The following is a 25,882-nucleotide window of genomic DNA, read 5'->3' on the forward strand; positions in this document are numbered from 1 at the left end:
CTAGTTCATATTCGGCTCCGGGTTAGCAAATGGGGATGGCGTATAAACGCCGCCGGCTTCTCTGAGGTCCTCTGCCAGATTGCCTGCCGTCCATACGAGAAAGGGCGGGTAAGGCATATTTTCCCTTGTTAAGGAGAAGCCAAATGCTTCCTGGGCTACCAGGTAACCCAGGTAATGGTCATTGGTATCGCCTATATCAAAGGTACCGGTACCTGCTTCATAGATCAGGTCGTAGATGCGCACAAACTGATGGCCATCAATATCCCCGTCTAATTTGATCGTGTAGTAATACCATTCCGTATTGCCCAACTGCGCGGGCGCAACGGGATGATCTGTATTGACGGAATGCGAAGGGAATACACCTACGGATCTGCGCACTATACGCCCATTCACGGTTTGCTCCAGGGTTATGAAGGTGCCTCCCAGGTAGGCGCCGGATGAGCCAATCCTCGACCCCCAAACCGGTTGCGCCACGTAAATAGTCACTTTACCGGGCACGGTCTGAGACAGATCAAATGGGGCCAGATACTGGCTGATGTTTTCTATAGGATACGATGCCGACGGTGTAGACACCATATAAGGTACCGGATCCACACCTTCCTCCGGATCGTCAGACCCGCCGCCACCAGGGCTATAAGGCCCGGTTGGACATCCCGGCGCAGACGGGGTTATCAGGCAATCCGGCTTATCATCTTCCCAAGTGGTGGTGCATACTTCGTATACGTTCAGTACTATTACATCAACACACTCATCACCTTCATGCATGCTGCCATCTGGTTCATCAACCATTACCTTAATACATTGCTGTTCCCATGAGATAATAACACTCTCTGTGGTGCAGGTCTCTACCCATCTGGCGTTTTTCTTACGGGCTTCTTCCCGTACCACCTTATTAAAATCCAGCCTGGAGACCATTTTGGCATTCTTCACCTTATAGGCCAGTATGGGTTTACCATCCAGCGTGCGTTGCACCAGGTAACCGGAAAAGTCCTTATCCAGCGCCCACAAGGTATTCTGACTGGCATCATACTGGTGACGGGCCATATAATTTGTCTCCGGCATGTAGGTCACCAGCTTTTCGGTGATAGAACCATCTGCGAATTTATAAAACACCAGGCGGTCAAAATTAGCCAGTTCCTGCTTGCCAGGCCCGGTAGTTCTGGCGATAGTATCACCTTGTGGCGCTAAACGGATAGCCATGATCTGCCGTTTCTCAAAATAGACAGGCACTTCAATGATCTGGCAATCACTTCCCTGAAAGGTTTGGGCCTTATCCCATACAGGGTAGAGCTTAACGGGACCCGTGGGCCTTACCTGCTGTTTCATAGCGGGACGTACTTCTTTGTAGAAATGCCGGCGTGCTTCCTTTACTGTAAATACACGGGAAGCACCGCTATCTTTTTTGCCGGGGGCATTGGCCTCTTTATGGCACGCAACAAAAACTCCCGCCATGGTCGCACCTAATAGTAGCAACAAGACAAGGGGTGATCTTAGTTTCATAAGTGGAATTTTGGTATAGGTTGAGAAATAAGAGAAAAAGGGTTTAAAATCATTGGCTACAGGTAACCAGGGCACAAATCAATCTGCCTGAAGTTAATAACGGGAAAGCATATCTGCAAATTTTGTAAGGGAAATTTTTAAAATAAGTAATACCATCCGGACAGTAAGCGGGAAAATAATTATATTGAAACCATAATTCCACCTATGCGATACCCTATACCCCTTTTACTGGTAGCCTGTATCTTTTTATCCTGCCATCACTTACCCTCCCGTGTAAACGCCGTGTTGGAAATGGCCGGTAATAACCGCGCTGAATTGGAGAAAGTGATCACTCATTACAGGAACGAACCGGAAAAATTACGTGCAGCCTACTTCCTGATCAGCAACATGCCTGGCCATTTTACGTATGAGGGCGATGCGGTGCAGCATTTCAGCGGTATTTTCACCGTACTGGATTCCCTGCACAGGAAAGGCATTAAAGTGCCTACTACTTCGCCTATACTAAAACATGCCTGGGATTCCCTGGTGAGCGCCTATGGCAGCAGGCCCACGACACAGGAAGCAGAAGTACATCCGGATTATCTTTCGCTATCTGCCAGCTTCCTTATATCGCATATCGATGCTTCTTTTAAGGTATGGAAAGAAAGCCCCTGGTGTAAACAGCTCCGCTTTGAACAGTTCTGTGAATACCTGCTACCCTACCGCGCCGGCCGGGAAAGACCGGAACTGTTCCATAACCGCCTGCGTGAGCGCTTTGCTTTATTGCGCGATACTTCCAGGGCAAAGAACAGTTATGACTTCACCGATCAGTTTAACCAGCAGATAAGGGCTTTTATAGGACTTAACAATACCATGCGCCTCTATCCTTTTGATATGAGCGTGAGCGAAATGGAAAAGGCGCGCAGAGGCTCCTGCGCCCATCTCTGTCAATACGAAACACAAGCCCTGCGAGCCAATGGCATACCAGCCGCGGTAGACTATGTGCCGGTATGGGGCGATCTGAACCGCGGACATGAATGGGTGGCACTGTTGCAGGAAAACGGCAAATGTTTTGCATTTAATGCAGGTGGCGCCGGCTTTGGCGGCATTTATGATTGCCCCTACCGTTACAGTAAAGTATATCGCAAAACCTTTGCGCTGCAGGAAACCGGCGAAGCCCCACCCGGACAGCAAGTACCTGAGTCACTGCTTAACCAGTACCGCCGCGATGTAACGGAGGAGTACACCAAAGTGAGCGATCTTGATATTCCGCTGACCAGGGGCTCAGACATTCCACGCAGTTATGCGGTGCTCTGTACATTCCGCACCTCCAGCTGGGGCGCACAAGCCTATGGCCCCATCGAAAATAAACACGCACGCTTTAGCAAAATAGGCAGGAACCTGCTATATATAGTGATGTACTATTACCAGGGTAAATACTACCCGGCTACAGATCCGTTTATCCTGCAGGACAACGGACAGATCCGCTACCTGCGGGGCAATGCCCAGCCACAACCCATGCAGCTGCTGCGTAAATATCCCCGTTTTCCGGCTATGCTGGAATACATGGGCGCCATGGTAGGCGGCCGCTTCCAGGGCGCTAATAAACCCGATTTCAGCGACTCCGTAAACCTGTTTACGGTCACCGGTATTCCCGCAAAATTGGAAACCGCCCCGGTAACTACCAGCCACCCCTTCCGCTATGTACGCTTTATACCCGCCCACGGTATTAAGGCAAATATTGCGGAACTAATGTTCTATAGCAACGACACCGCCGTGCTGCAGGGCAAAACAATTGGCTTCCCGGAAGTGTCGCAGGATGAAACAGGCACCGCCCTGCAGAATGTATTTGACGGACAGCTGGAAACCTATTTCTCCGGTATTAAAAACGGCGTATGCTGGGTAGGGCTGGACCTTGGAAAGCCATACACTATCAGGCGTATCCGTTATTGCCCGCGTAGCGACACCAATTTTATCCTGGAAGGTGACACCTATGCCCTCAGCTACTGGAACGGCGAAAAATGGGTGAATGCGGGTAAGCAGATAGCAGCCGGCTCCCCGCTCTCCTTTCCGCAAGCGCCTGCAGGCAGGGTATATATTCTCCATAACTTAAGTAAGGGCAATGAAGAACGTATTTTCACTTATGAGAATGGACAGCAGGTTTGGTGGTGAACAGACGCCCTTTATATTAGCTGCCGGCGCTTTGCTGTTCTCCATTTGCACACTGGACCGCGCTTTCATAACCGGCTATGCCTGTGCTATAATGATCTGCCTGTATCTGCATCCTGCTGTCAGGCGGCGTAAACGTTTGCTTTGGATAGCAGCATTATTATTATTGTTATTGCCCATAGCCCTGGCTTTTTGTTTGAAAACCGGCTCCAGTCAGGGCCGCCTGCTGATCTATAAGATCTCTGCCAATATCCTCCGGGAGCATTTTCCGCAAGGCATTGGCTGGGGCAAGTTCCAGACCGTTTACAACAACTACCAGGCGGCCTATTTCAGAGACGGCAATTATACCACCACAGAACTGCTGGTAGCAGATAATTCCTATTTTGCCTTTAACGATTATTTTCAATGGATCATAGAAGGCGGCTGGATAGCCATGATCGCGATACCCGCATTGCTGGCGGCACTATTATGGTTGGTGACCTCCGCTCTGCGACAACGTAAAAGCGCCTTGCTGATAATATCTATTACACAGCTGGCTGCTATGTTGGTAGCCGCCTGCTTTACGCATGTTTTCGACAGGCCGGTATACCAGTGCCTTGCCCTTATGGCTATCGGCATCATTGCAGGTCTTCGATGGCAGTATGCGTGGCTGCCTGCTTTACTGGCATTAGGCATCCATTATTCCCATTTGATTTTCCACTTCCAGCAGTACCGGCAAATAAAAGATGCAAAAGCAGCCATGATAACCGGTAACCGCCTGGCCCTGCTACACACCTGCGAAGCGCTTTATCCCCATTTCCAACAGCAGCCGGAGTTCCTCGCATTGTATGGCGCCCGCCTGCTGGAAATGGAAGACGGAGAAAGAGCCCCGGGGATATTGCTGCAAGCCGCCGCGCTACGCCCCCGCAACACCTTGTTCGCGCAGCTGGGCACGGCCTATGAGCTGGCCGGAGATATTACGGCTGCTGAAAGCAGTTACCTGCAGGCCGTATATATGGTGCCTAACCGTTTTGTTACTAAAATGCAGTTGTTCAGTTTTTATGAGAGGCAGGGGCGGCTGGCAGCCATGCAAAAATGGGGAAGAATTATTTTGGCGCAACCGGTAAAGATCCCTTCCGCCCGGGTGGACCAGATCCTGGAGCAGGTAAAGAAGAAAATGGGAGAATGAGCGTTTCATAACTGATTCACCGCCTGCACCAGGCTAACAGCGGTTTGCTCATTAAAATACGCATCATTGCTATCAAGAAATTTTTTTGCGGCGGTTAACGCTGCGGGATCCTTTTCCACGGCAGCTAAAAAGCTTTTTCTTTTAAAGTTTATTTTAGTAAGGACTCCTTCCTTCAGGAGATAGTAAGTATACTCTCTTCTGTATTCGTCATAGTTATGCCCGGTCTGCGTCATTCCCTTATCCACAAAATTGGCACGTTCAAACCTGATCTTTGTTGCTTTGATCAATGAATATTTACCTGCTGCGATCAGCTGAACGAATTGCGGACGACCGTCTATATTCAGGTTCACAAAATGGGCTGGCACATCATTTTTCACCAGGTGAAATGCCTGAATATTGCCGCTTTCAGGTATATATGCCTGTCCCCCGCTAGCGCGGATGATGATAGCGTTCTTTTCCAGGTCCAGATTGGCTTCGTACCCTACGGAGTGTTTTACAGGTTTGTTTTCCATGGAATCTATCCAAAGGCGTCCCCAATCATCGTACAGGTAAGGGCTACCGACCGTATTATCTACCGGGCGGAAACCGGTCACCGTAAAGTAAGTATTGACCAGCCTGTAATTGTCAAGGATATTTGCGATATGCGTAGTTTGGGCAGCGCCCGTGGAATCTTGCGCGGAAAGGGACGTAGTGGCTGCAAATAGCGCTACAAAGGCCAGGGCTATTTTCTTCATAATGGGGTAATTTTGCAATACTAATATAAGCATAATTTAGCTCAAATAGCCGCCAGCGGGCGGAAGCGCCTATAACTTGGACCTATCCCATAGTTTACTGCTTACCACCTGCTGCATCACCTGATCCCGGAAATTACGGCTAATGGGCACGCGGTGCGATTGTATAAAGATCTCATTGCCCTGGATGCTGTCTATTTTACTGACCGATACGATATAGGATTTATGTACGCGGATGAATGATCTGTTATCCAGGTAATGCTGTTCCAGCGTTTTCAGGTAGTGCATGGTCATATACTTTCCCTTGCGGGTGTAAAGGGTAACATAGTTCTGCATGCCTTCTACAAACAGGATATCGTCAAAGAAGATCTTTTCATACTTACTGCCGCATTTTATAAAGCAATAGTCTGCGGTTTCCGTACTATCCTGCCCTTCTGCCTTAGCGGGTTGGGTAAGGAGTTTATAATAGTCGTTTGCTTTGGCGGCCGCTTTAAAAAACCGGTCAAATGTGATGGGCTTCAACAGGTAATCCAGTACATTTAACTGAAAACCTTCCAGGGCATAGTCCGCAAAAGCGGTGGTGATGATCACCATAGGCGGCTTTTGCAGCATCTTCAGGAACTCTATGCCACTGATCTTTGGCATCTGTATATCCAGGAAAATGAGATCAACCGGCTGCTGTTCCGACAGTTTTATAAATTCAAGTACGTTCTCGCAGGTCCCTGCCAGTTGTAGAAAGCTGATATCGCTTACATAGCTGGCAATACCTTCCCGGGCCAACGGTTCATCATCTATAATAGCACAGTTGATCATTGTCAATTATTTGTATATTAAAGCTGTATCCGGCATTAGCTGCGGATTTGCAAGCTCAGACAGGTATACATGCAGTTTTACCGCAAATACAGTATCCTTGTTTTGAATATCCAGCTTATATTTTCCGGGGTAGATCAGATCGAGCCTTCTTTGTACATTTTTAAGACCAATACCGCTGTAACCGTTGGTGTTTCCAAATGGGTCCGGTGCGCTGCTGTTTGAAATAGAAAAATCAAGGGTATGCGACGCTATATTCAGTTGAATGCTGATCCAGTTCTGCTGGTCAGTATGTTTTGAAACATGCTTGAATGCATTTTCCACAAAGGTCATTAATATAAACGGCGCAATACCCATATCTTCCGCATATTGTTGCTGCACCTGGAAGTCAATGGCTACATTGCTATTGAGCCGCAGCTTTTCCAATGCTATTGAGTTCTCGAGGTACGTGATCTCTTTACTTAAGGGTATTTGTTTATCATTACACTCATATAACTGGTAACGCAGCAATTCCGAAAATTTAGCCAATGAAACAGAGGCCTTGTCCGGGTTCTTATGGATGAGGAAAAATATAGAATTAATTGTATTAAAAAGGAAATGGGGGTTGAACTGGTTCTTTAAGAAGTTCAGCTCCGTTTCCAGTTTTTCCTTTTCCAGTAGTTGTTGTCTTTTACGGGTACGCAACCAGTTCCTGGTAAGCTTTATGCTCATGGCAAGGGTGATGCTGGCAAAAGTAGAAGGCAGCGCATTGCCAAAAAAGTAGAAAAGGCAATAAGTGCCCGGTCCATATAGGGCCTCGAAGCTTTTTCCCGATACGAAAGCGCCTAAATAATATCCTGACACTATGATGGAAGCCGCGCTGCCGATGGTGAGCAATAAAAGACTGATGTATAGGGCGTACCGGCTTTTTTCGAGGTAACGGGGAATAAGGAAATACAGGTTGAAGTATACGGCAACTGCCTGAAAGATAACGTAAAAAGCAAATTTGACCGTGTAGGGCAAAATGAAAATATAGCTGGCTGCCTTTAGCGGGTTGCCCATCGCTACCACCCACCAAAGGTAATGGTACAGGCACCAGAAAGGGATGTGGTATAATTTATACTTTAAAAGCCAGTGCAGGCCTGATCTATTGTTGAGCATCATAAAAAGGCGCTTGCTTAAAGTTACATTCATTTTACCGGTTTGCGGGGCCGGATATATGAACGGAATGAAATAAATGCTGACCTGCTTAACCTGACAGGTAAATGGCGTTATTTACCTGTTGGGGGCATTTTTCCTGTAATTGACCGGTTTTATGCGCTTCATCAATTAACTGCTGCTGATAGTCATTCAAAATTCCTTAGGTTCTCCCGCACTGCTTTCTTTGTTATCATCAAAACAGATAATAATGAAAACTACCTGTTGTAGCCTGCTGCTATTATTATTGCTAACGGAAGCCTTTGCCCAGGTATCCGGAAAAGTATCCCTGCCGGATGGCCAACCAATTCCCTATGCCAATGTACTGCTGTTGAAAAGCGCAGACAGCTCGCTGGTAAAAGCTGCGCTTACGAATGAACAGGGCGCCTATCAGCTGGAAGATATTGGCGCGGGCAGCTATATTTTACGTTTCAGCTATATAGGTTATATAACCGCCCATTCAGCTGTATTTGTGCTGACAACAACTGATAGCAACAGGAATTTTGGCAACCAGGTACTGACAGCACAATCAAAGCAATTGAGCGAAGTGGTAGTACGGGCAGAGCGGCCCCTTCTTCAGCAACAACAGTATGGTATGGTGGTGAATGTGGGCAGCAGCGTATTGACCAAAGGCAGCTCTGTGATGGAGGTGCTGGAGCGCTCGCCGGGCGTTGCTATCGACCGCAGGGCTAGCAGCATTGCATTGAACGGCAAAAATGGGGTGATGGTAATGGTGAATGGTAAACTAATGCGCCTCTCCGGCGATCAATTACTTACGCTGTTACAAGGAATGAGCGCAAATGATATTGAGAAAATTGAATTAATGACAACACCTCCGGCGAGGTATGATGCGGAGGGCAGCGCCGGTATGATCAATATTGTGCTGAAGAAGAACAGGGACCAGGGCTCCATTTCCCTCACCGGCGGTTATGGCTGGGCAGAAAAAGCATCCGGCAGCGCGAGCCTGGCGCATAATATAGGCAATACCAATGTATATGGCGCTTACACTTACTCGCGCGACAGAAGCAATGTAGACTGGTATTCCCTGGCTACTGATAATGTGCCGGTGCTGGGCGGGTATACGGCCTCTTTAGCCCGGAGCGATATACAACCCACTATGAACAGCCATAATGTGAATGCCGGCTTTGACGCCCGCATCCGCTCGTATACCCTTGGCGGCAGCGTTAGTTATAATTACAGTCATGTTTCTGAACATGTGGTCAACCATGCTGAATATGATGTTGAAACGGGATCAAAGTATATATTGGATGCGGATATCAAAGGCGTGAACAAATGGCATAACCTGATCAGCAGCCTGTTTGCGGAAAAGACGCTGGCGGGTGGCGGACAGCTCAATATAGCAGCCGACCATCTGTACTATACAAATAACAAACCCACTAATGTATACAGCATTTTCCTTGATCAGAACGGAAATCCTCCCCCGGGTAATGATCCCCGGTTTTCTCCGGATCAGCGAGGCACATCCAACTCGCGGATCCAAGTAGCTGTTGGCAAAATAGATTATATGCAGCCCCTTTCGCCGGCGCTGAAACTGGAAACCGGCGTTAAGGGCGCCTTTACAAAGAATACCAGCCTGTCCGGTATAGAAAGCCTGCAGAACGGGCAATGGGTAAGCCGGTCAACAACGAACAATCATATGATCATGAAAGAAAACATGTGGGCGGCCTATACCTCCCTGAACGCACAGTTGAGCGCGCGGGTTGAGCTATCTGCCGGTGTACGCTACGAGTATTCCCGTACCAAAATGAATGAGCTTGACACCAAAGCAATCATTGCCGACCGGAAACTGGGCAAACTGTTCCCTACCCTATTTTTAACCTGGAAAGCCAACGAGCGTTCGGACCTGTTATTATCCTATACCAAACGGATCAGCCGCCCCACCTATAATGACCTGGCCTCGTTTGTGGTATATGGTGACCCCACATCGGTTGAAACGGGCAACCCCTTATTGCGCCCTACCATTACCAATACCCTGAAAATAGGTATGAATTACAGGCAATACAATTTCTCCATACTGGCAAGCAGGGATGACTACCCGATTGCCCGCTACCAGATCTCGGCGAATGCTGCCGGCGATCTTATGGTGCTTTCACCTCAGAACCTTATTTACCAGGATAATCTCAGCTTTCAAACCAATATGCCGGTTAAGATCAGCAGCTGGTATACGATGAACTATGGTTTTACCGGCGGCTGGAGGCAGTTTAAACTCGACTATACGGCCCGCCCGGTTGAAAAATCGTATCTCGCTTATGCTGTTAACTTTAGCCAGCTGTTTACACTGCCCCGGAGTTACGCCATTGAAATATCAGGCTGGTATAACTCCACAGCCTACGACGGATCTAAAAAAGTAAATGGTTACGGCGCCGTGAATGGCGGCGTAAAAAAGGAGCTGTCCCGGAACAGGGGAACGCTGCAGTTATCAGTACTGGATATCTTTAAAACTATACGTATCGTCAACAATTACGGCGCCATTACCGAAGAGGCGTTTAATCTGAAAAGCCGCGTGCCCTTCAGCACAGAAAGTACCCGGTCACAGATCATAAAGGTTAGTTATTCACGGTCGTTTGGTACTACGCGCGCCAACCAGAGAACAGCGGAAAGCGGGTCGCAGGACGAAAGAGCGCGTATCAGGAAATTTTAAAGACCGTTGCGTAGGACAATGCAGGCCTATTTTCAGGAAGCGTGATATGCAAGCCCTGCTGGTCGCGGGTAAAGGAAAGTTTCTCGCCCGTTGCCAGCAGTTGGGCGCCGGAGATGCTTTTTTTCACCAATGCGCTGCCTTCTTTCATGCTTTTGATAGTTAGCTTTCCAGATTCCGGCCATCCCAGGGCAATGGCATAAATATGATCCCCTTTCGTTGTAAAACGTAGATCCGCCGAAGTGAATGGTTTTCCTTTTCCTTCATTAAATCCCTGCCGGGATAGCGGCGCCGCATCTTCCATCGCCGGCCCCTCCCCAAATACATTGCATGGTCTGGTGTCATAGATCGCATCGCTGTTCAGGGCCATCCACTGGCCTATTTCCACGACAATGCCGCGTTCCAGCTCATCGATAGCGCCATTACCCCTTACAGGGATATTAAGCAGCAGGTTGCCGTTTTTGCTTACCACATCACAGAGGATCTGGATAACGGTCTGCGCGCTTTTGTACCGTTTCTTATCATAAATATCGCGGTTATAGTGCCAGCTACCAATGCAGGTGTCGGTTTGCCATGGCAGCGGCTCTATCTGGTTGCTTTGACCGCGCTCAATGTCCCAGATCATACATTTGCGCTGTTGCTCATCGAGGATCTTGCCAAAAATAACGGCATCCAGTTTTCCTTTCTGCTTTATACTTTTATTGTATAAATGGGCCGCGATACGTAATCCGGCATCGCTGACAGGCCAGAGCGGCAAAGCTGTATCGTCAAAATAAAGCAGGTCTGGATTGTAGGAATCAATAAGATCCATGGTCCGGTTAAAGAATTTCTCACAATATGCCTTTGAAGGCACATATACTCCATTGCCCCAGTTCCATTGCTGGTGGATTGTACGGGGATCGCCGCTGCCTTCGCTTAAAGGATGGTTCTGCGCATACAGTTCCTGCGGGTCCAGCCCATCCCACCAAAGGCCTTTGCCGTCTGCCTTTGTAAGCTTGCCATCATAGGCAACCCCAGCAAAAGCGCCTGTTTTATCCGCTTGTTGCGCTGTTTCGTACCAGCTCCAGGCGTGTGCCGCGTGTATGCTTACGCCAAAGGGCAAACCGTTCCTGCGGGCTGCTTTTTCCCAACCGCCGATGAGGTCTTTTTTAGGGCCTTGTTTCGTGGAATTCCAGGACGGTTGGTAGCGGCTATTGAATAGATCGAGATTATCGTGATGATTAGCCATCGCCATAAAATACCTGGCGCCGGCTTTCTTATAAAGCGCTACCAGCTCTTCAGGGTCCCACTGGTCCGCTTTCCAGGTATTGATAACATCTTTGAACCCAAATTTGGAAGGATGACCATATTTTTCGAGGTGTATCTTATACTGGCTGCTGCCTTCTATATACATGGACCGGGCGTACCAATCGCCTGCTTCCGGCTGGCACTGCGGCCCCCAGTGTGCCCACATCCCGAACTTTGCGTTACGGAACCAATCAGGCGCCTGGTATGCGGAAAGGGAATCCCAGGAGGGCTGGAAAGGGCCTTTCTGTATCATCTGACCAATACCGGGAATAATGTTAGCAGCAGCATTCAAATGTCTTGTTATTGCCAACGCAGGAACTGAAATGGCAAGCTGTTTGAGGAGGGCTCTTCGTTTCATAATTGTTTCGGGTTATGGGCTATATCAGACAATATACGCAATTTCTCCCATCAGCTTAAAAAATGCTGGCCACTGCCAATTAATCACGGGAGATTAGATAAATTTGGCACATGGATAAGCGTGTCTATTTAAAAAGATACTTATTTAGCCTGGTGTTTCTGCTGATAACTTCGGGCATTGCCGCCCAATCCAGCGTGAAAGTAATCACCACTCACACAGAGAAAGACGTCATACCCGAAGGCATTACCCTGGACCCTGCCAGCGGAACCATCTATGTAAGCAGCATTGCCTTACAAAAAATCCTCGCCATCAATAAAGACGGATCACATAAAGATCTTATCAGCAGCGGGCAGGATGGATTCCGCGAAGGGCTTGGTATGAAGATAGATGCAAAAAAGCAATGGTTATGGGTAGTATCCAATCAAAAGCAGGAAAACAGGTTCATATCCTGCGTACATGCGTTTGATATAAAGACAGGAGCGGTAAAACAAAAATATGTGACGGAAGATACCGCACGTCATTTGTTCAATGATCTTATCCTTCATCCAAATGGCAGGATATATATTACGGACACCTATGCTGCAGCCCTGTACGAGGTGGACCCTGTAAAACAAAAGCTGGACATGTTTCTCAGGGATTCACTTATAACCTTTCCCAATGGGATCACATACAATGAAAAAGGGAAAGTGTATATCGCAACCTATAGCCATGGGTTAATGCAATTGGATCTGCCGTCTAAAAAACTAATGCCCTTAAAAGGTTATGCAGACTCCACCAAGGCATACAATCTGGATGGGCTGGCATACTGGAACCATCATATCATTGGAGTATACAATGGCGGCGCTACCAATAAAGACAATGCAATCATGCAATATTCGCTGAATAGCGGAGGGGATGGTATTATAAAAGAGCAAGCCATCGATATTGGGAATGCGTTATTTCATGATCCCACGACCGCTGCCGTACTTGGAGATAAATTGTATGTGCTGGCAAATAGTTACCTGGGAGAATACAATGCCAATAAAGAATCTACCCGGGGAATAACGGATCAATTGGGCCCCGTGGTGATCCTTGTTTATCCACTAAAATGATCGCTGATCGTCAGTCGTTGGACTGCACCCACTGTGTTCGCCAGGCCGGCGCCTCAAATGGTTTTTAGCTACCTTTTGCGATGAAACCCGGTACCCCGGTTTTTACCACTTCATTCAGCCGCTGCCGGGTCTGAATGCGGCTGATCTCATCAAATGCATCTTCCGGCAAGGGAGAGACATCGAAATTCTCCCGGGCGCGGGCTGCTGATTTGGGCGTAGTGAGTATAGCAGTGCCCCGTTGTACCGCCCAGGCCAGCAACACCTGGGCCGGCGTTTTCCCCACCCGCGCAGCAACCGCCAGCACCACCGGGTCTTCGAGCGGTCCCGGCCTTATGCCGTGGCCCAATGGCGCAAAAGCCAGAAATGTGATCCCTTTCTCCTTGCAGAATTCGAGCAGCTCGGTTTCCGGTAGATAAGGATGTGATTCTACCTGCACCGCGGCTGGTTTGATCCTTGCAGCTTCATAGATAGTCCGGAGCTCTGTCAGGCCAACATCAGACAAGCCGATAGCCCTGCATTTGCCACCGTCCACCAGCCGTTCCATTGCCTTCCAGGTATCGATCAACGTAACCCCATCATCATAGATGACATTCCCGTGCTGATCCCGTGGGTCCTGCTCCTCCCCTGGCTGGAATGCGTATGGCGTGTGAATAAGATACAGATCCAGGTAGTTGAGCCGGAGTCTATTGAGGCTTGCTTCAAATGCGGCTTCGACCCGTTCAGGCCGGTGATTGGTATTCCACAATTTAGTGGTAACAAAAATATCCTCGCGGGGAATGCCTTCGGCGGCAAGTCCTGCCTGCAACGCCTCACCCACTTCGCGCTCGTTCCGGTACCGCTCCGCGCAATCGAAGTGGCGGAACCCGGCTTTTAGCGCGTCTCTGGTGGCGCTTATGGTGGTGGCCGCATCGGGGATCAGGGTGCCAAACCCAAGGGCCGGCATGTGAAGGGAGGAATTAGTTGGCATCAGCTTTAAGTTTTTATCGTACGCTCTAAGACTTAACATTTTTGTGTACGCTTTTGTTATTCTCTTTTTGCACCGTACGACAAAGTAAAGGAAGAAGTTCCTGACGCCTATGTGATCTACATCACATTTTTAGCGATGTTCCAATACCAGCCTTACCGGAGTATGCTGGTTTCTAAGTGTTGCTATAGCCGTGTCCATTTCAGAAAACGGCAGCACCTCCACCATACATTCCATATTATTCCTGGCTGAAAAATCCAACGTATCTACCATGTCTTTACGGCTGCCTACATAATTACCATAAATGGTACGCTGCGCATAATCATATAATAAGCCAATGCTGATTGGTTGCTGCTGCAGAGGGGAAGCCACCACCCCAAATTTCCCTTGTGGTTTTAATAGTTTTAAATAGGTGTTTATATTGAAATCTACATTTAAGGTGGAGAGGATAAAATCAAATTTCTGTTGCAAGCTTGACAGATTGCTTTCGTTGGAACTATCCAGGTATGCTGCGCCGGATTGTTCTATCAACTGCTTTTTGCCGGGGGAATGGGAAAATGCGCTTACCTGATGCCCCATTTTCTGCAGGAACCGGGCAGCCAGCAAACCAAGCCCGCCAGCGCCCAGCACTCCTGTAACGGCATTATCCGGCAAGTTGGCCTTGCGGATGGCTGTATATACGGTCACCCCTGATGACATTAACGGTGCTGATCTTGCCGCATCGAGGCTTGCAGGCAATTTGAATACGAATCTGCTGTCTGTGATAATATGTTCCGCCAGGCCGCCATGACAATGCACCCCTATCACCTGCTGATCAGGGCAAAATTGCTCATTCCCGGCCCTGCAAAACTCACATTTAAAACATGCTGTCTGCTGATAGCCAATACCAACCCGGTCACCGGGCTGCAGACCTGTAACGTTTGCTCCAATATCTTCCACTATTCCAACAATTTCATGCCCTGGCACTACGGGGAATTTTGTGTCACCCCAATCATCATTCATAAATTGAATATCGCCCCGGGCAATGCTGCAATGGGTGATCCTAACAAGCGCATCATTTTTACCAAGCGCTTTCTCATAGCAGAAAGGGGTTAGTTTACCCCCTTTTTCCATGACTGCATATGCTTTGATCTTCATAATGAATTAATTAAGGTCTTTTAGTTTTTGGATCTCCTCCGCTAAAAATTGCAGGTCATTATTAAATTGATGACCGCCATTTTTTATTGCATGGATGGCTGCCTGTGGTAGCTTACGGGCATATATGGCGAGATGGTCAAATGGTACGACCTCATCATCCATGCTATGATATAGAAAGATGGGAATATGCTCCGGGAGCTTGTTGCCAACGTCTTCCTGCAGTTTAAGACCTTGCACCCAGTCTTTATCGCCGCTCCACCATGGGGTGGCTATCAGGAAAATGCCGTTTATATTTTTGGTGATCTTTGTCTCAGAGAGGTATTTTAATAAGAGGGAGGCGCCTACTGAGTGGGCCACCAGGATGAGATCCTCTTTAAATTCATTGATCTTTTCACCGATCTGCCGGGGCCATCCAAAATCCGGAGCGCTCTTGTCGCTTTGGAGTTGGGGATAGCTCAGTTCATAATCTTTGCCTAATGCGGCTTGCAGTGAGTCTGCCAATGGCGCATCTGCTTCATAACCATTATCGCCACCTCCTTGTATGAATAATACCTGCTTTTTCATAACAAAAAATTGTATTGGATCAATAGCTGTATAAAGTTAACCCGGCTGGGGTTCTAGTTTAGGGGGTGTTTGCGTCAATAATAAGGGATGGGTACGACGGTTCATGTGCTTGTGTCTAAAGCAGGGAACGCTTAGATCCCTTAGTGGTGAACGCTTTTAATAGCCGGAAGACACCGGGTTTGAACGCTATTAAGCAAAGTATCGAGCGCTTTTGACCAATGGAGGGTACGGGTTGGCGGCCTTACGGGGAGTATTGTGCGGGTAGCAGCCCACCCGGTACACATTTGATCAAAACTGATCATTTTGTATCAAAAACGATCAAAACGTTCGCTTCATTTGGGTGGCATAACAGGCGATTTTACATTTGCCGGGTACAAAAAAAATGTGATCATGGCAAAGCAAAAAGGCCCGGTTTTTATAGAGGGCACGATTGATGGCCGTACCTATTATAAAAGGGATGGCAAATACTATGTGAGAAAAAAGAGCAGTTTGAGCGCGCGGCGGGTCAAAAGAACCGCGACATTCAGGCGTACCATGGAATATGCCGGATGGATGGCGCAGGCGTCAGTAATAGGATCGGCTATTTACCGGCAGTTACCGGGTATGCAACGGAAACGGGCGCGTTACCAGGCGCTTACCGGAGAAGCGATGCGTTTGCTGCGGGATGGTATAGATGAGGCCACAGTGCGGGCGACGCTGGAAGCGGCGTATGTGAGGAAAGAGGTGGAGCGTGATGTTAAGCTTAAGCCAGGGGCTAGCAAGGCTAATTTAAAACCGGTGGAAAAAGCAGTTTCAACGGCCAGGAGATTGCCGGCCATTATCCAGTTAAAAGCCAGGTCTACCGTTGTTATTCCGATACCGGCTGTTAATCCGCGCCGGCCGCGTATGTTGCGTTACAGGGGAAGAGCGGCTGCCTCTCAAAGGGCGCGGCGGGAGATATGGAAGAAACTTTCTAATAATAGTCCCTATATTTGCCACATCTCTAATACCTAGTAAGCGACGATCCATGAAAACAGCCTACATTCCTGTTTTAATAGCTTTGTTCTTTTCCGCATGTGAAAGCAGTAATGAAATCATCTATAAAGACCAGGCCGGACATACGATCAGCAAAAGCGATCTTAGCCACTATACAGGCGATGTAAATGTTGAAATTATGAGTAAACACACCGTTCAAATAGCGGCAAAGCAATTGCACGATGAAGCGAGGGCCCTTGGGGGATCCGGTAAATATGATGAAGCTATCAAAAAGCTGGAGGAAGCCATGAAGATGGAACCAACCTGGCCCTACCCCGTATACGATCTGGCTTTTACATACCTGTTAAAAGGTGATCCGGCAAAAGCCCTGGAATATTATCAGCAAACAGACAGGCTGGAGCCTAAAGGTTTTTTCACTGCAAAAACGGCCATATATTCACTTGAGGGAGAGAAAACGGGAAAATTCCCGGCCGGGTTGTATATGGCATACATCCAGATAGAATGGACGAATGATCCCGCAAAGAAAATGGAGATTGCAAAAGCAATTACGGAGCAGGCGCCTGCATATGCCCCCGCATGGAAGGAACTAGCTACCTTAACAGAGGATAGCACATTGCGGCTGGCAGCAATCAACACTGGTCTGTCAAAAGACCCGGATCCTGACACAAAGGGCATGTTACTTATCAATAAAGCTATTATTCTCAACGAAAATGGCGAAAAAGAAGTGGCAAAGAAAATGCTGGGGGATATTATATTTTCAAATGAATCGACAACGGGCAGTGTTGAATTTGCGAAGATTGCGCTAAAGTCTGTCGTTGCTAATTAAATCCGAACTGGGCCTGACAGCTGAAGAAGATTTTTTTTAATCAAGTTGAATCTCCATTGTCCGTTTTTTTGTATCGATATAAAACCAGTTTGGGTTATCCGTATCTGGAATACATTCTTTTAAATCCAGCTGCCTGGAGTATCTGCTAAGGGCTTTATTGCCAAGCTTCAAAATCAATTCGTAAGCTGATTGTCCGTCTTTACCTATAAAGGCCTTCAATTCAATTTTCCGTCCTATCAAACCGGGGTTCGCAGCGGATGGCATCACACCATCACACCAAAAGCCTTTGATCTCTTCATCCGGTGAATTGTTGAACGCCTGGCATATCCCGTATTCCAAAAATTGATAAAAATCCTGGTCTAACATTTATTCTGCGTTTAGGTAATAAAGGCTTAGCATATGCTTACACTACCTGCCTCTTCTCAGCAAAATCGCTGTAACTAAGATATACGAAATATATAGCCTTTTCCCTATTTTAGTTAATATTTGCATCAATTTAGTATATTTTCCATGCCATGATACATAGATTAATACTGATCCTTTCATTAATTGTTATTTCACTTAGAACCGTCTGCGGGCAAAACGTCACCACTGATGCAGCTCAAACTGAGCTCTATAAAGAGATCCTTATGCAAGACAGCATCTTCTTTAGCGCATTCAACCGTTGCGACACAGTTGCCTACCGGCAATATTTGACCAATGATTTCGAATTCTATCACGACTTAGGCGGGTTACATTATTTAGATGAAGAAATGCAATCCATGCGGGAGCTCACCCAGAAAAAAGCCCGTATCAGGCGGCAACTGCTTAAAAACACGTTAGAAGTTCATAAACTTGGCGATTATGGCGCGCTGGAGATAGGCGTCCACCGTTTTTATCATACGAATCCCGGGCAAAGCGAACACGTAAGCGGGACGTACAAGTTTATACATGTATGGCAAAAAAAGGATAATGCCTGGCGGATTTCAAGAATTATTAGTTACGACCATGGAAAGATGAATAATAATTAGAAGCAGGCAGACAATATTACTTATACGTTTTTTCACCTAACATCCGGAATGAACTGCTGCTTTACTACTTTCATTTTCCTTTTCTCCATCCATCTTTTTAACAATGACAAACGTTTAATGGAATTATTGTGGAGGTATTCTTTAAAATCAGCGGCTTTCAATACTGAAGATATGTAGGAAATGTTCACAGTGCGGGTACGGTCCCCCAGTTGCAGATCACTTTTTAAAATAGAATACGTAACATGTATGAGATAAGCCGCGTCCATGTTTACAGATACTACCTGGACGACACGGTTGTCATTCAGTTCTATCAAGTCCCCTATTTGAATAATAAAATCGCGTAGATACGCAGCTACCTTTTGTTGAATAATGGTTGCCTTTTCATCCGGTAGGTAATTATTATAGAGATATTCAATAAGTCCAGGGAAGTGGAATGAATAGCCGTCCGGAGAATTGTTTGTTTTTAATGCGTGGAGTAATGCAGGCACGGAGATCAAGACTAGATTTATAATCTTTAAGCCTTTCACTTTAATGGGGATACGGCTATGAATAATATACCTGCGAGTTGTAGTAGTAGAAAAGCCACAAGATTCAAAAATCTCAAGATCACTTATGAAACGTCTTTCCCCCAATAATTCCTTCTTTGATTCCAATGCCAATTGATGAAGAGGTTCCCATTGCCAAATATTTGTTCCCATTTCATCAATGTGAGGGTAAAAATGTTGTCTATCAACTAGCTCGCTCAGATACTTTTCAGCATAATTCACATTGGGCCAAAGATGGATGCTGTCAATTTTGATTGCCGTATCCGGTAATAAGTTAGCTTCCAGTTGAAGCGTAGCATACGCAGTGACACTTTCATATATATTTTTGAATGCAATTATGCGGTTAATTTTATACCGTTCGTACCGCTGAGCATTGGAAGAAAGTGAATAAATATAATGGGTGCTTCCCTGAAACATAGTATGCTGGTCTAGAAGGGGCAACTTTCTAAAATCGTCATTTGCTAATAAAGAGTACGTTACTGTAATATAGGTGTTACCGTAGCTCTCACCATATGAATAACCAATTTTCACCTCCTTTATATATCGTTTTTGCACGATTGTCTGTCGTATGCGAGTAAAAAGAAATTCCGCCAGTTTTACTGAATCCATACTTAATTAATTAAAAATCATTTATTTAATACATTTCATATGGGATCCGGACATAATTTTTATAGCAATTTAAAGGAATTAAAGCTTGTAGGAATTGTTATACAATGGTTTAGATGAAGAGTAACCAAGCACAGGGGCTGATTATTAAATGGTAAGTTTCCTCGAACAAAAACGATCAGTTTATAAACAATTGAATATTAATAACTAAAAGAGGCATGGGATTAGAATTTTGTATCGATGTATTTTTTACTAAACGAGGCGTTTTTTTTCAAAGTCGCGAGCATTTCGTATACCCAACTGGAGAGAAGACTTATCAGAAATTCAAAAATTAGTCCAATGCAGTCCATATCAGCATATTACTAACGAATGGTGAAATATGGAAAATAAAAATTTGTTTGAAATAAATCTAACTTCACTCTTAAACGTTTGATAAAGAATATTTTATGATTTTTTTTGATTATTTTCCTGTTGTCGTTGGATAATCCCTTTCTCAAATAGTCCGCCATTCTATTCATTATCAACATTTTAGGAATTATCAGCATGGTAAGAAGATACAACAACCAATCTGCCGTTACATGCATCAAAATAAAGAACGATGCATAACAATCAAATATCCAATTGATAGAAACAAGGGATTGCAATCCATAGAGCACCTGCTTCTTTAATATCAAAATTGAGGCATTTTTTAAGAGAGAGGCCAGTTTTTCATAAACGTAGCTAGAAAAAATATTGATAATAAAACCTAATATTGATTCTAATACAAACATCATGAGTTAAAGGTAATGATAAAGCTAAAAAAAATACGAACACTGTTTAAAAAAAGGGAACAGGAGTTCATATCTGTTAAGACGGCGTCTCATTGCTTAAAACTCGACAGACAGCAAACCTTGGAAACGCTCTCTTTCCTAGAACAACGAGGCTATCTGCAAAAATGGGGAAAAGAAACCTACTGGACCATTACTATGCGAGGACAAGTGCTCGTTCATAGGAAATTCTTTAAATCTTTTCGACCAATTACCGTGCGACGACAAGTGGATGAACTGGTTGAACGCGCAGCAGCAGTCAATACAGCCATTCGCTTTCCAGATTATGTGACATGTCTAAAAGTGACCAGCAAATATCCGATCACTGTAGCTAGTAGTGGCATCTCAATTGCCTTTGCGTTAAATAGGAAAAATATCACGGAGGAAAAATATGAGCAGGCTGCCAATATCCTGAGAAGAGAGAGCAATGAAAAGTTTGGAAATATTGTCCAACATATATTCTACCCACATACAGCCATACGAAAATTCCTTAAATCCGGTAGCCGTATATTAAAGCTAGAACAATTTTCAGCTGAAGAAATCCAACAGTTGCAAGGGACTATCATTTTTGAAGATGACGGCACCTCTAAAACAAATACCGAAGCGAGCTCCGTATAAACAATCATGTAACCCTGTAACCTTTTCTACCGTTTGAACATCTCCTATCTCTGAAACGTATCGCTGCACAAAATCTAAAAAACTTTGGTACATTCGGTAGCCAGTACTGAATCGTGAAACCCTTCAAAATGACCTATGCAAACCTTTATCTAACGGCCGTTCTCTGCTGCTGTCTATTACCGGGCGTAAAGGCCCAACAGGCTGTAAGTATTAACAACACCACTGCCGAGCATATTTTTAACCGCACTGAGATCACCTGGCTGGAAGACCCCTCCGGGCGCATGCGCTTTGAAGATATCTGCGCCAAAGACGCAGCAGCCGCGTTTTTACCTAATACCCATTGGTACCCGGCAAATTTCAACCGTCAGTCTGCCTACTGGTATAAGGTGCGGGTAAACATCTCCTATCCCCTTAGCCCCAACCAGGCGCTGATCGAATTCTTTGATCAAACTACGGATGATATCACCGTGTATATCCCTGATGCCGCCGGTAAATATACCCGCGCCCATTCCGGGGCGGGCGAACATTTCAGGGACCGGCTCTACCGGCATAAAAACTTTGAGTTCCTGCTACCAGCGCTGCCCAAAGGTTCCTATGTCTGTTATTTCAGGATCCGGTCCATCAACCAGGTCAATGTAATTATTGTGTACCGTTCGGTGACACATTTTATTAATTACGCGTTGGTGGAATATATCACCTACGGCCTGTTTTACGGGATCATACTGGCATTCTGTTTATATAACCTGGTGATGGCCCTGGCTACCGGTCTTAAGCAGTATATCTATTACATCCTGTATATTATGAGTGTGGGCATCTATGAGATGAGCACGGACGGCATCGCCTTTCAGTTCATATGGCCGGATGCGCCGGTATGGAATGAATATGTGTACGGCATTGCGTTATATGGCGTGAGCGTGTTCGCGCTGATATTTACCCAAACGCTGCTGCGCGTAAGAAGGCAAAATTATACCCTTTACCGGCTCATTAACTGGATCATTGTTATACGTACGCTTTATTTCGCGATTTGCCTCTTTGTTAAAAGAGAGTGGTTCATGTATAAATTCCTGGAATTCATACCGCTCTCCGTGGCGTTCCTCACCGGTATTATCATTTGGCGCAAAGGCTTCAAACCGGCCCGGTTCTTCGTATTGGGATACGCGTTCTTACTGGTGGCTGCGGTGACAAAGCTGGTAATGGTATTAGGCTTCCTGCGGGGAATACCAGGCGCCGCCGGGCATTACAGCATGGGCTTTGGTTTTCTGATGGAGATGGTGCTGTTATCCTTTTCTATTGGCGACCAGGTAGGTCATTACCGGAAAGAGAAAAAACAGGCGCAGGACAATGCCATCTACCATATGCAACGTAACCTGGAGCTGCAGGCATTCGTTAACCAGCAACTGGAAGAACAGGTGGCGGAACGCACGCGGGAACTGGAGGTACAAGCCGGACTGCTGCAGGAGCAAGCACAGGAAATTGCCCGGATGAACAAGCTGCTGGAAAAAGACAATATTGAGCTTAAATCGAACATCGAAAAGATCACCGACGCCCGCATTAAGTCTGCGGAACTTTCGTTTAAGGAATTTAGTCAAAAATATCCTGATCGCGAGGAATGTTATAAGCTGCTGGCGGATCTGAAATGGAGCAAGGGATTCAAATGCAGAAAATGCGGCTACGTGAATTACAGCGAGGGACTAAGGCCATACAGCCGCAGGTGTAATAAATGCGCCTATGAAGAGTCTCCTATGCAGAGCACTATCTTTGAAAATAACCGTATATCGATCAATAAAGCATTTTACATTACATACCTGGTATATACCACCAGGGGTAATATATCTTCCTATCAGATCTCAGAAAGGACCGATATACGCCAAAGCACTTGCTGGTCGTATGCAAAGCGCGTAAAAGGCCTGCTGGATCAGCAAAAAGCATGCGTTAAAAAGAACAAAGAAGCCAGCTGGACAGATCTTATCCTGAGAACATAAGCAGTCCCTTCAAAGCTGGATAAGCATCCCCGCTGTAATAGTTTTTACGTATCTGAAAGCGCCGTTGAACCGGGTTGTTTGTATATCCCCGGAATCGAGGAACAACTCGTCAATACCGCTGCCGGTTTCCGCATGGCTGTAAGCGCCTGCTACCGATAATGACAGCCAGCGGTTAAGGCGGTAAATGGCGCTTAAGGAGGTTTTTATATCAAATCCTTTTGCGTGCTGCCGGAAACTAACCGGGTGTTGAAAAGCGGCTACCAGGTTCCAGTCTGCGGATGCGGTATAATTCAGCTGGCTGTACTGCAGCTCTCCTGCCACCTGTAACCGGGGCGTTATCTGGTAAAAGCCGGATAGCCCGCCTGAAATGCCTTTCCAACTGGTGTGATAGGTAGAGCGGAGGTTTCGCTGGCCAGGCACATATTCATCATGTTTAAGCAGGAACAGGAACTCTTTATTGATGGCATAACCGGCGAAAACATCCAGCCTGTATTTTTTATTTACCAGCAGATTATATCCCCCGTAGAACCGGTACGCGTTCGTATGGCCCTCATCGCTGTCGAATTGTACGTTATACGTGGGCTGCTGCCGGTCATCACCGGCATAGTCCAGATCTGTGGCCGTTCCGGACCTTACCTGGCAAATGGCCAATTCGCCGCCTATAAATAAGCGTTCATGGAGGTTCAGCTGTAACCTGCCATTAAATAAAGGACCGCTTAATTTACGCCATTTCACCTCTGAAAGCACGTTAGGCGATTGCCCGCTGGTATTTCCTGCTATGGACCAATGCAGGTCGGTGAACTGGTAGCCGCCTGATGGCGCAAACTCCAGTAGTGGCGTATGGTCCTGCGCCTTAGCAATACCAACACTGAACATGATAACAGCAGCGGATAATAAGCATCTCATAGCATATATATAAGCTAACCCGCCCGGGACAAGCCCGGGCAGGCTAACCAGGTTTTTCAGTTGGTTATTGATTTACGCTAAAGGCTTCCCAGCCTGATGCAGTGGGACGGTTGCAGGTCATTGCCTGCGTACCGTTCTCAGAACTTATATACATGCCGTTGTTGCCCCGCAGGAATACCTTTCCGTCTGTAGTAGGGATCCAGTCAAACTTCTCCCAATCGCCAATGGCGGTACGGTTACAGGTAATAGCTTGCGTGCCGTTCTCAGATGAAACATATTTTCCCTGAGACATCAGCGCGATCTTACCGCCGCCAGCATCTACCACAGTGAAAGTTTCCCATCCGGATGCAACAGGACGGTTACAATTCATGGCTTGCGTTCCATTTTCGCTGCTCACATACATGTTGTTGAAACCTTTGAGGGTAATATTCTGCCCAACAGGCGCGTTACCGCCATTACCGCCATCACCGCCACCGCCAGTGTTGGTACCAGCCCATTTAAAGGTAACTGCAGCACCGCCGGGTATGGTATAGTTAAAGGCCTGATTGCCCCATTTTACCTTAATTGTAGTTTGTCCGCCGCTGTTAAATGCCACTAAGACCTTAGAGCCGTCGCTGTTCTGGAAAGCCGTGGTTTGGATGCTGCCTGAGCTGTTGGATGCAATACGCACCGCATTAGGCTGTACAAATTTGGATACTTGTGCAATGATGTAATAACCCACTCTCCGGGTGATATTGGTACCATCAATAGCGATTGCACCCATGGAAACGCTGCTGCCACCGGGGGTATGAGGGCCTGCATTGGAATCGCTGGCCAGGTTCCACTCTAACACTGCTTTTGACCAGTTATTTAATGACCCTAGAACTACATTCTGTACGTGCCAGGAGAAATCACCTGAAAAACTGCCGTTCTTATCAGTGTACTGCTCCGTAAAATACACGTTTTTGTTGGTGGCATTTTTCACTGTTGTCATAGCGGAAATGTTACCGCTGTACAGGTGAAATGCAGATCCGTCCACGTAGGGGCTGTTATTAGCCACAAAAGTCGGATATTCTGTATTGTTACAGTTGTGGTCAAAACAAATGATCTTACAATTAAAACCAGCTCCCCGCAGTTTAGGACCAATAAAGTCATTGATGAGGCCCAGCTCGTTTTCCTTGGTGAGCGTCATACTAGGCTCATTGTACGGGTTTTCCGGCTCGTTCTGGGGAGTAATAGCCCAGATCTCAATGCCCTGCGCGCGCATAGCGTTCATATAATCCAGCCAGTATTGCCCATAGCTCTCATAGTTTTCCGCCTTTAAGGTACCGCCAACAAATGACCCGTTGGTTTTCATCCAACGCGGCGCTGACCACGGCGTAGCCAGCACTTTTATATTTGGATTGATAGCCAGGATCTTTTTCAGGATGGGGATCGTATAGGTCAAATCCGGGCCGGCCAGGCTAAAGGAGGCGCCATCGCGGTACGAGTATGAATAATCGCTCAGGTCAGTTGCGCCCACACCAATGCGGACAACAGAAAGACCGATACCTGTTGCGGGATTAAAAAGTTCATTTAAAAGGGAATTCTGCGTACCGGCAGGTAAGTTGTTAATTAACTTAGCACTACCCTGTGTAAGCGTGTACCCAAAACCATCGATATTCTGGAAAGTGCTGCCTTCATTCACGGTAATGACCGTACCTCCACCGCCGCCATCCGGGCCAAAGACTACGTTGCTCTGCTGCTGCAGCAACCGGCTCTGGTCACCAGTGGTCATCCAGACGCTTACCGATTCCGCAGCCCTGGCAGTTGTTTTGTTACTGCCATCCGTTTCATCATAAATGTTCTTTTTACAGGAATAAAAGGCGAGGCAAAGAATGCCCGATAGGGCAAGCCCCAGTGAAATTTTTTTCATTGAAGGATTTTTTTTGTTAATAAATGATAGATGCCAATGCGGGAAGGTTTTCTTAATTCATAGGTTTCGATATTTATGGTTAATAATAAAAACGGATCATCCGGAACCGTATTTATCTGGT

The 25,882-nt window shown here is 46.5% G+C and carries 21 protein-coding genes; 9 read left to right on the forward strand and 12 right to left on the reverse strand.

Annotated features, from left to right (window positions below; translation table 11 throughout):
• Window positions 1-1,500: a hypothetical protein gene (locus F0L74_RS24475; protein WP_149840541.1), complete on the reverse strand. Its 1,500-nt coding sequence runs from the start codon at window positions 1,498-1,500 to the stop codon at window positions 1-3.
• 204 nt (window positions 1,501-1,704) lie between these two features.
• Here F0L74_RS24475 and F0L74_RS24480 point away from each other — a divergent pair, with 204 nt between their 5' ends.
• Both F0L74_RS24480 and F0L74_RS24485 read left to right on the forward strand, forming a co-directional pair.
• The gene (locus F0L74_RS24480; protein WP_149840542.1) at window positions 1,705-3,651 is read left to right on the forward strand and encodes a discoidin domain-containing protein; all 1,947 of its coding nucleotides are present in this window, start codon (window positions 1,705-1,707) and stop codon (window positions 3,649-3,651) included.
• Window positions 3,602-4,816 (forward strand): O-antigen ligase family protein, encoded by a 1,215-nt coding sequence (locus F0L74_RS24485; RefSeq protein ID WP_149840543.1) that lies wholly within the window; start codon window positions 3,602-3,604, stop codon window positions 4,814-4,816. Before F0L74_RS24480 ends, F0L74_RS24485 begins: the two co-directional genes overlap by 50 nt.
• A gap of 5 nt (window positions 4,817-4,821) precedes the next feature.
• Here F0L74_RS24485 and F0L74_RS24490 read toward each other — a convergent pair whose 3' ends face one another.
• The 3 genes from F0L74_RS24490 to F0L74_RS24500 all read right to left on the reverse strand — a co-directional run bounded on the left by F0L74_RS24490 (window position 4,822) and on the right by F0L74_RS24500 (window position 7,530).
• Window positions 4,822-5,550: a hypothetical protein gene (locus F0L74_RS24490; protein WP_149840544.1), complete on the reverse strand. Its 729-nt coding sequence runs from the start codon at window positions 5,548-5,550 to the stop codon at window positions 4,822-4,824.
• Between the two features lie 69 nt (window positions 5,551-5,619).
• Window positions 5,620-6,360, reverse strand: a complete 741-nt coding sequence (locus tag F0L74_RS24495; protein ID WP_149840545.1) for a LytR/AlgR family response regulator transcription factor — start codon at window positions 6,358-6,360, stop codon at window positions 5,620-5,622.
• A 6-nt stretch (window positions 6,361-6,366) separates the two neighbouring features.
• Entirely contained in the window at window positions 6,367-7,530 is a 1,164-nt protein-coding gene (locus F0L74_RS24500) for a sensor histidine kinase (protein ID WP_213087069.1), read from the reverse strand.
• A 214-nt stretch (window positions 7,531-7,744) separates the two neighbouring features.
• Here F0L74_RS24500 and F0L74_RS24505 point away from each other — a divergent pair, with 214 nt between their 5' ends.
• Entirely contained in the window at window positions 7,745-10,195 is a 2,451-nt protein-coding gene (locus tag F0L74_RS24505) for a TonB-dependent receptor (protein ID WP_149840546.1), read from the forward strand.
• Here the strand turns inward: F0L74_RS24505 and F0L74_RS24510 are convergent.
• Window positions 10,182-11,837: an alpha-L-fucosidase gene (locus F0L74_RS24510; protein ID WP_149840547.1), complete on the reverse strand. Its 1,656-nt coding sequence runs from the start codon at window positions 11,835-11,837 to the stop codon at window positions 10,182-10,184. The genes F0L74_RS24505 and F0L74_RS24510 overlap by 14 nt on opposite strands.
• A 110-nt stretch (window positions 11,838-11,947) precedes the next feature.
• Between F0L74_RS24510 and F0L74_RS24515 the strand changes: the two genes are divergently transcribed.
• Window positions 11,948-12,928, forward strand: coding sequence for an SMP-30/gluconolactonase/LRE family protein (locus F0L74_RS24515; RefSeq protein ID WP_149840548.1), 981 nt, complete (start codon window positions 11,948-11,950; stop codon window positions 12,926-12,928).
• Window positions 12,929-12,992: 64 nt separating this feature from the next.
• Here the strand turns inward: F0L74_RS24515 and F0L74_RS24520 are convergent, their stop codons facing one another.
• The 3 genes from F0L74_RS24520 to F0L74_RS24530 all read right to left on the reverse strand — a co-directional run bounded on the left by F0L74_RS24520 (window position 12,993) and on the right by F0L74_RS24530 (window position 15,593).
• Window positions 12,993-13,895 carry an aldo/keto reductase gene (locus F0L74_RS24520; RefSeq protein ID WP_149840549.1) on the reverse strand — a complete coding sequence of 301 codons (903 nt, stop codon included), beginning with the start codon at window positions 13,893-13,895 and terminating at the stop codon, window positions 12,993-12,995.
• A gap of 129 nt (window positions 13,896-14,024) precedes the next feature.
• Window positions 14,025-15,029, reverse strand: a complete 1,005-nt coding sequence (locus tag F0L74_RS24525) for an alcohol dehydrogenase catalytic domain-containing protein (RefSeq protein ID WP_149840550.1) — start codon at window positions 15,027-15,029, stop codon at window positions 14,025-14,027.
• 6 nt (window positions 15,030-15,035) lie between these two features.
• Window positions 15,036-15,593 carry an alpha/beta hydrolase gene (locus F0L74_RS24530; protein ID WP_149840551.1) on the reverse strand — a complete coding sequence of 186 codons (558 nt, stop codon included), beginning with the start codon at window positions 15,591-15,593 and terminating at the stop codon, window positions 15,036-15,038.
• Window positions 15,594-15,983: 390 nt separating this feature from the next.
• On the opposite strand from F0L74_RS24530, the gene F0L74_RS24535 reads away from it, so the two are divergent.
• On the forward strand, window positions 15,984-16,586 hold the full coding sequence (locus tag F0L74_RS24535; protein ID WP_149840552.1) for a hypothetical protein: 603 nt from the start codon (window positions 15,984-15,986) through the stop codon (window positions 16,584-16,586).
• Window positions 16,587-16,599: 13 nt separating this feature from the next.
• Complete coding sequence (locus F0L74_RS24540) at window positions 16,600-17,394, forward strand: tetratricopeptide repeat protein (protein ID WP_213087070.1); 795 nt, start codon at window positions 16,600-16,602, stop codon at window positions 17,392-17,394.
• Window positions 17,395-17,430: 36 nt separating this feature from the next.
• Here the strand turns inward: F0L74_RS24540 and F0L74_RS24545 are convergent, their stop codons facing one another.
• Window positions 17,431-17,760, reverse strand: coding sequence for a hypothetical protein (locus F0L74_RS24545; protein WP_149840553.1), 330 nt, complete (start codon window positions 17,758-17,760; stop codon window positions 17,431-17,433).
• Between the two features lie 263 nt (window positions 17,761-18,023).
• Here F0L74_RS24545 and F0L74_RS24550 point away from each other — a divergent pair, with 263 nt between their 5' ends.
• Window positions 18,024-18,404 carry a nuclear transport factor 2 family protein gene (locus tag F0L74_RS24550; protein WP_188316143.1) on the forward strand — a complete coding sequence of 127 codons (381 nt, stop codon included), beginning with the start codon at window positions 18,024-18,026 and terminating at the stop codon, window positions 18,402-18,404.
• 32 nt (window positions 18,405-18,436) lie between these two features.
• On the opposite strand, the gene F0L74_RS24555 is transcribed toward F0L74_RS24550, so the two are convergent.
• A complete protein-coding gene (locus tag F0L74_RS24555; protein ID WP_149840555.1) occupies window positions 18,437-19,558 on the reverse strand; it encodes a hypothetical protein in 1,122 nt (373 codons plus the stop codon).
• 887 nt (window positions 19,559-20,445) lie between these two features.
• On the opposite strand from F0L74_RS24555, the gene F0L74_RS24560 reads away from it, so the two are divergent.
• Window positions 20,446-20,979, forward strand: coding sequence for a hypothetical protein (locus F0L74_RS24560; protein WP_149840556.1), 534 nt, complete (start codon window positions 20,446-20,448; stop codon window positions 20,977-20,979).
• 128 nt (window positions 20,980-21,107) lie between these two features.
• Complete coding sequence (locus tag F0L74_RS24565) at window positions 21,108-22,961, forward strand: 7TM diverse intracellular signaling domain-containing protein (RefSeq protein WP_149840557.1); 1,854 nt, start codon at window positions 21,108-21,110, stop codon at window positions 22,959-22,961.
• 9 nt (window positions 22,962-22,970) lie between these two features.
• Here F0L74_RS24565 and F0L74_RS24570 read toward each other — a convergent pair whose 3' ends face one another.
• Both F0L74_RS24570 and F0L74_RS24575 read right to left on the reverse strand, forming a co-directional pair.
• Complete coding sequence (locus F0L74_RS24570; RefSeq protein WP_149840558.1) at window positions 22,971-23,867, reverse strand: omptin family outer membrane protease; 897 nt, start codon at window positions 23,865-23,867, stop codon at window positions 22,971-22,973.
• A 64-nt stretch (window positions 23,868-23,931) separates the two neighbouring features.
• Complete coding sequence (locus F0L74_RS24575; RefSeq protein WP_149840559.1) at window positions 23,932-25,761, reverse strand: glycoside hydrolase family 30 beta sandwich domain-containing protein; 1,830 nt, start codon at window positions 25,759-25,761, stop codon at window positions 23,932-23,934.
• Window positions 25,762-25,882 lie beyond the last annotated feature (121 nt).

The organism is Chitinophaga agrisoli, assembly GCF_008386695.1.
Classification (GTDB): Bacteria; Bacteroidota; Bacteroidia; order Chitinophagales; family Chitinophagaceae; genus Chitinophaga; species Chitinophaga agrisoli.

Coding starts and splice junctions, on each gene's coding strand:
- F0L74_RS24530 (WP_149840551.1), bottom strand. CDS start 15,593: ATGAAAAAGCAGGTATTATTCATACAAGGAGGTGGCGATAATGGTTAT.
- F0L74_RS24550 (WP_188316143.1), top strand. CDS start 18,024: ATGCAAGACAGCATCTTCTTTAGCGCATTCAACCGTTGCGACACAGTT.
- F0L74_RS24490 (WP_149840544.1), bottom strand. CDS start 5,550: ATGAAGAAAATAGCCCTGGCCTTTGTAGCGCTATTTGCAGCCACTACG.
- F0L74_RS24565 (WP_149840557.1), top strand. CDS start 21,108: ATGACCTATGCAAACCTTTATCTAACGGCCGTTCTCTGCTGCTGTCTA.
- F0L74_RS24480 (WP_149840542.1), top strand. CDS start 1,705: ATGCGATACCCTATACCCCTTTTACTGGTAGCCTGTATCTTTTTATCC.
- F0L74_RS24575 (WP_149840559.1), bottom strand. CDS start 25,761: ATGAAAAAAATTTCACTGGGGCTTGCCCTATCGGGCATTCTTTGCCTC.
- F0L74_RS24515 (WP_149840548.1), top strand. CDS start 11,948: ATGGATAAGCGTGTCTATTTAAAAAGATACTTATTTAGCCTGGTGTTT.
- F0L74_RS24570 (WP_149840558.1), bottom strand. CDS start 23,867: ATGAGATGCTTATTATCCGCTGCTGTTATCATGTTCAGTGTTGGTATT.
- F0L74_RS24505 (WP_149840546.1), top strand. CDS start 7,745: ATGAAAACTACCTGTTGTAGCCTGCTGCTATTATTATTGCTAACGGAA.
- F0L74_RS24535 (WP_149840552.1), top strand. CDS start 15,984: ATGGCAAAGCAAAAAGGCCCGGTTTTTATAGAGGGCACGATTGATGGC.
- F0L74_RS24500 (WP_213087069.1), bottom strand. CDS start 7,530: ATGAATGTAACTTTAAGCAAGCGCCTTTTTATGATGCTCAACAATAGA.
- F0L74_RS24510 (WP_149840547.1), bottom strand. CDS start 11,837: ATGAAACGAAGAGCCCTCCTCAAACAGCTTGCCATTTCAGTTCCTGCG.
- F0L74_RS24545 (WP_149840553.1), bottom strand. CDS start 17,760: ATGTTAGACCAGGATTTTTATCAATTTTTGGAATACGGGATATGCCAG.
- F0L74_RS24495 (WP_149840545.1), bottom strand. CDS start 6,360: ATGATCAACTGTGCTATTATAGATGATGAACCGTTGGCCCGGGAAGGT.
- F0L74_RS24485 (WP_149840543.1), top strand. CDS start 3,602: ATGAAGAACGTATTTTCACTTATGAGAATGGACAGCAGGTTTGGTGGT.
- F0L74_RS24520 (WP_149840549.1), bottom strand. CDS start 13,895: ATGCCAACTAATTCCTCCCTTCACATGCCGGCCCTTGGGTTTGGCACC.
- F0L74_RS24540 (WP_213087070.1), top strand. CDS start 16,600: ATGAAAACAGCCTACATTCCTGTTTTAATAGCTTTGTTCTTTTCCGCA.
- F0L74_RS24475 (WP_149840541.1), bottom strand. CDS start 1,500: ATGAAACTAAGATCACCCCTTGTCTTGTTGCTACTATTAGGTGCGACC.
- F0L74_RS24555 (WP_149840555.1), bottom strand. CDS start 19,558: ATGGATTCAGTAAAACTGGCGGAATTTCTTTTTACTCGCATACGACAG.
- F0L74_RS24525 (WP_149840550.1), bottom strand. CDS start 15,029: ATGAAGATCAAAGCATATGCAGTCATGGAAAAAGGGGGTAAACTAACC.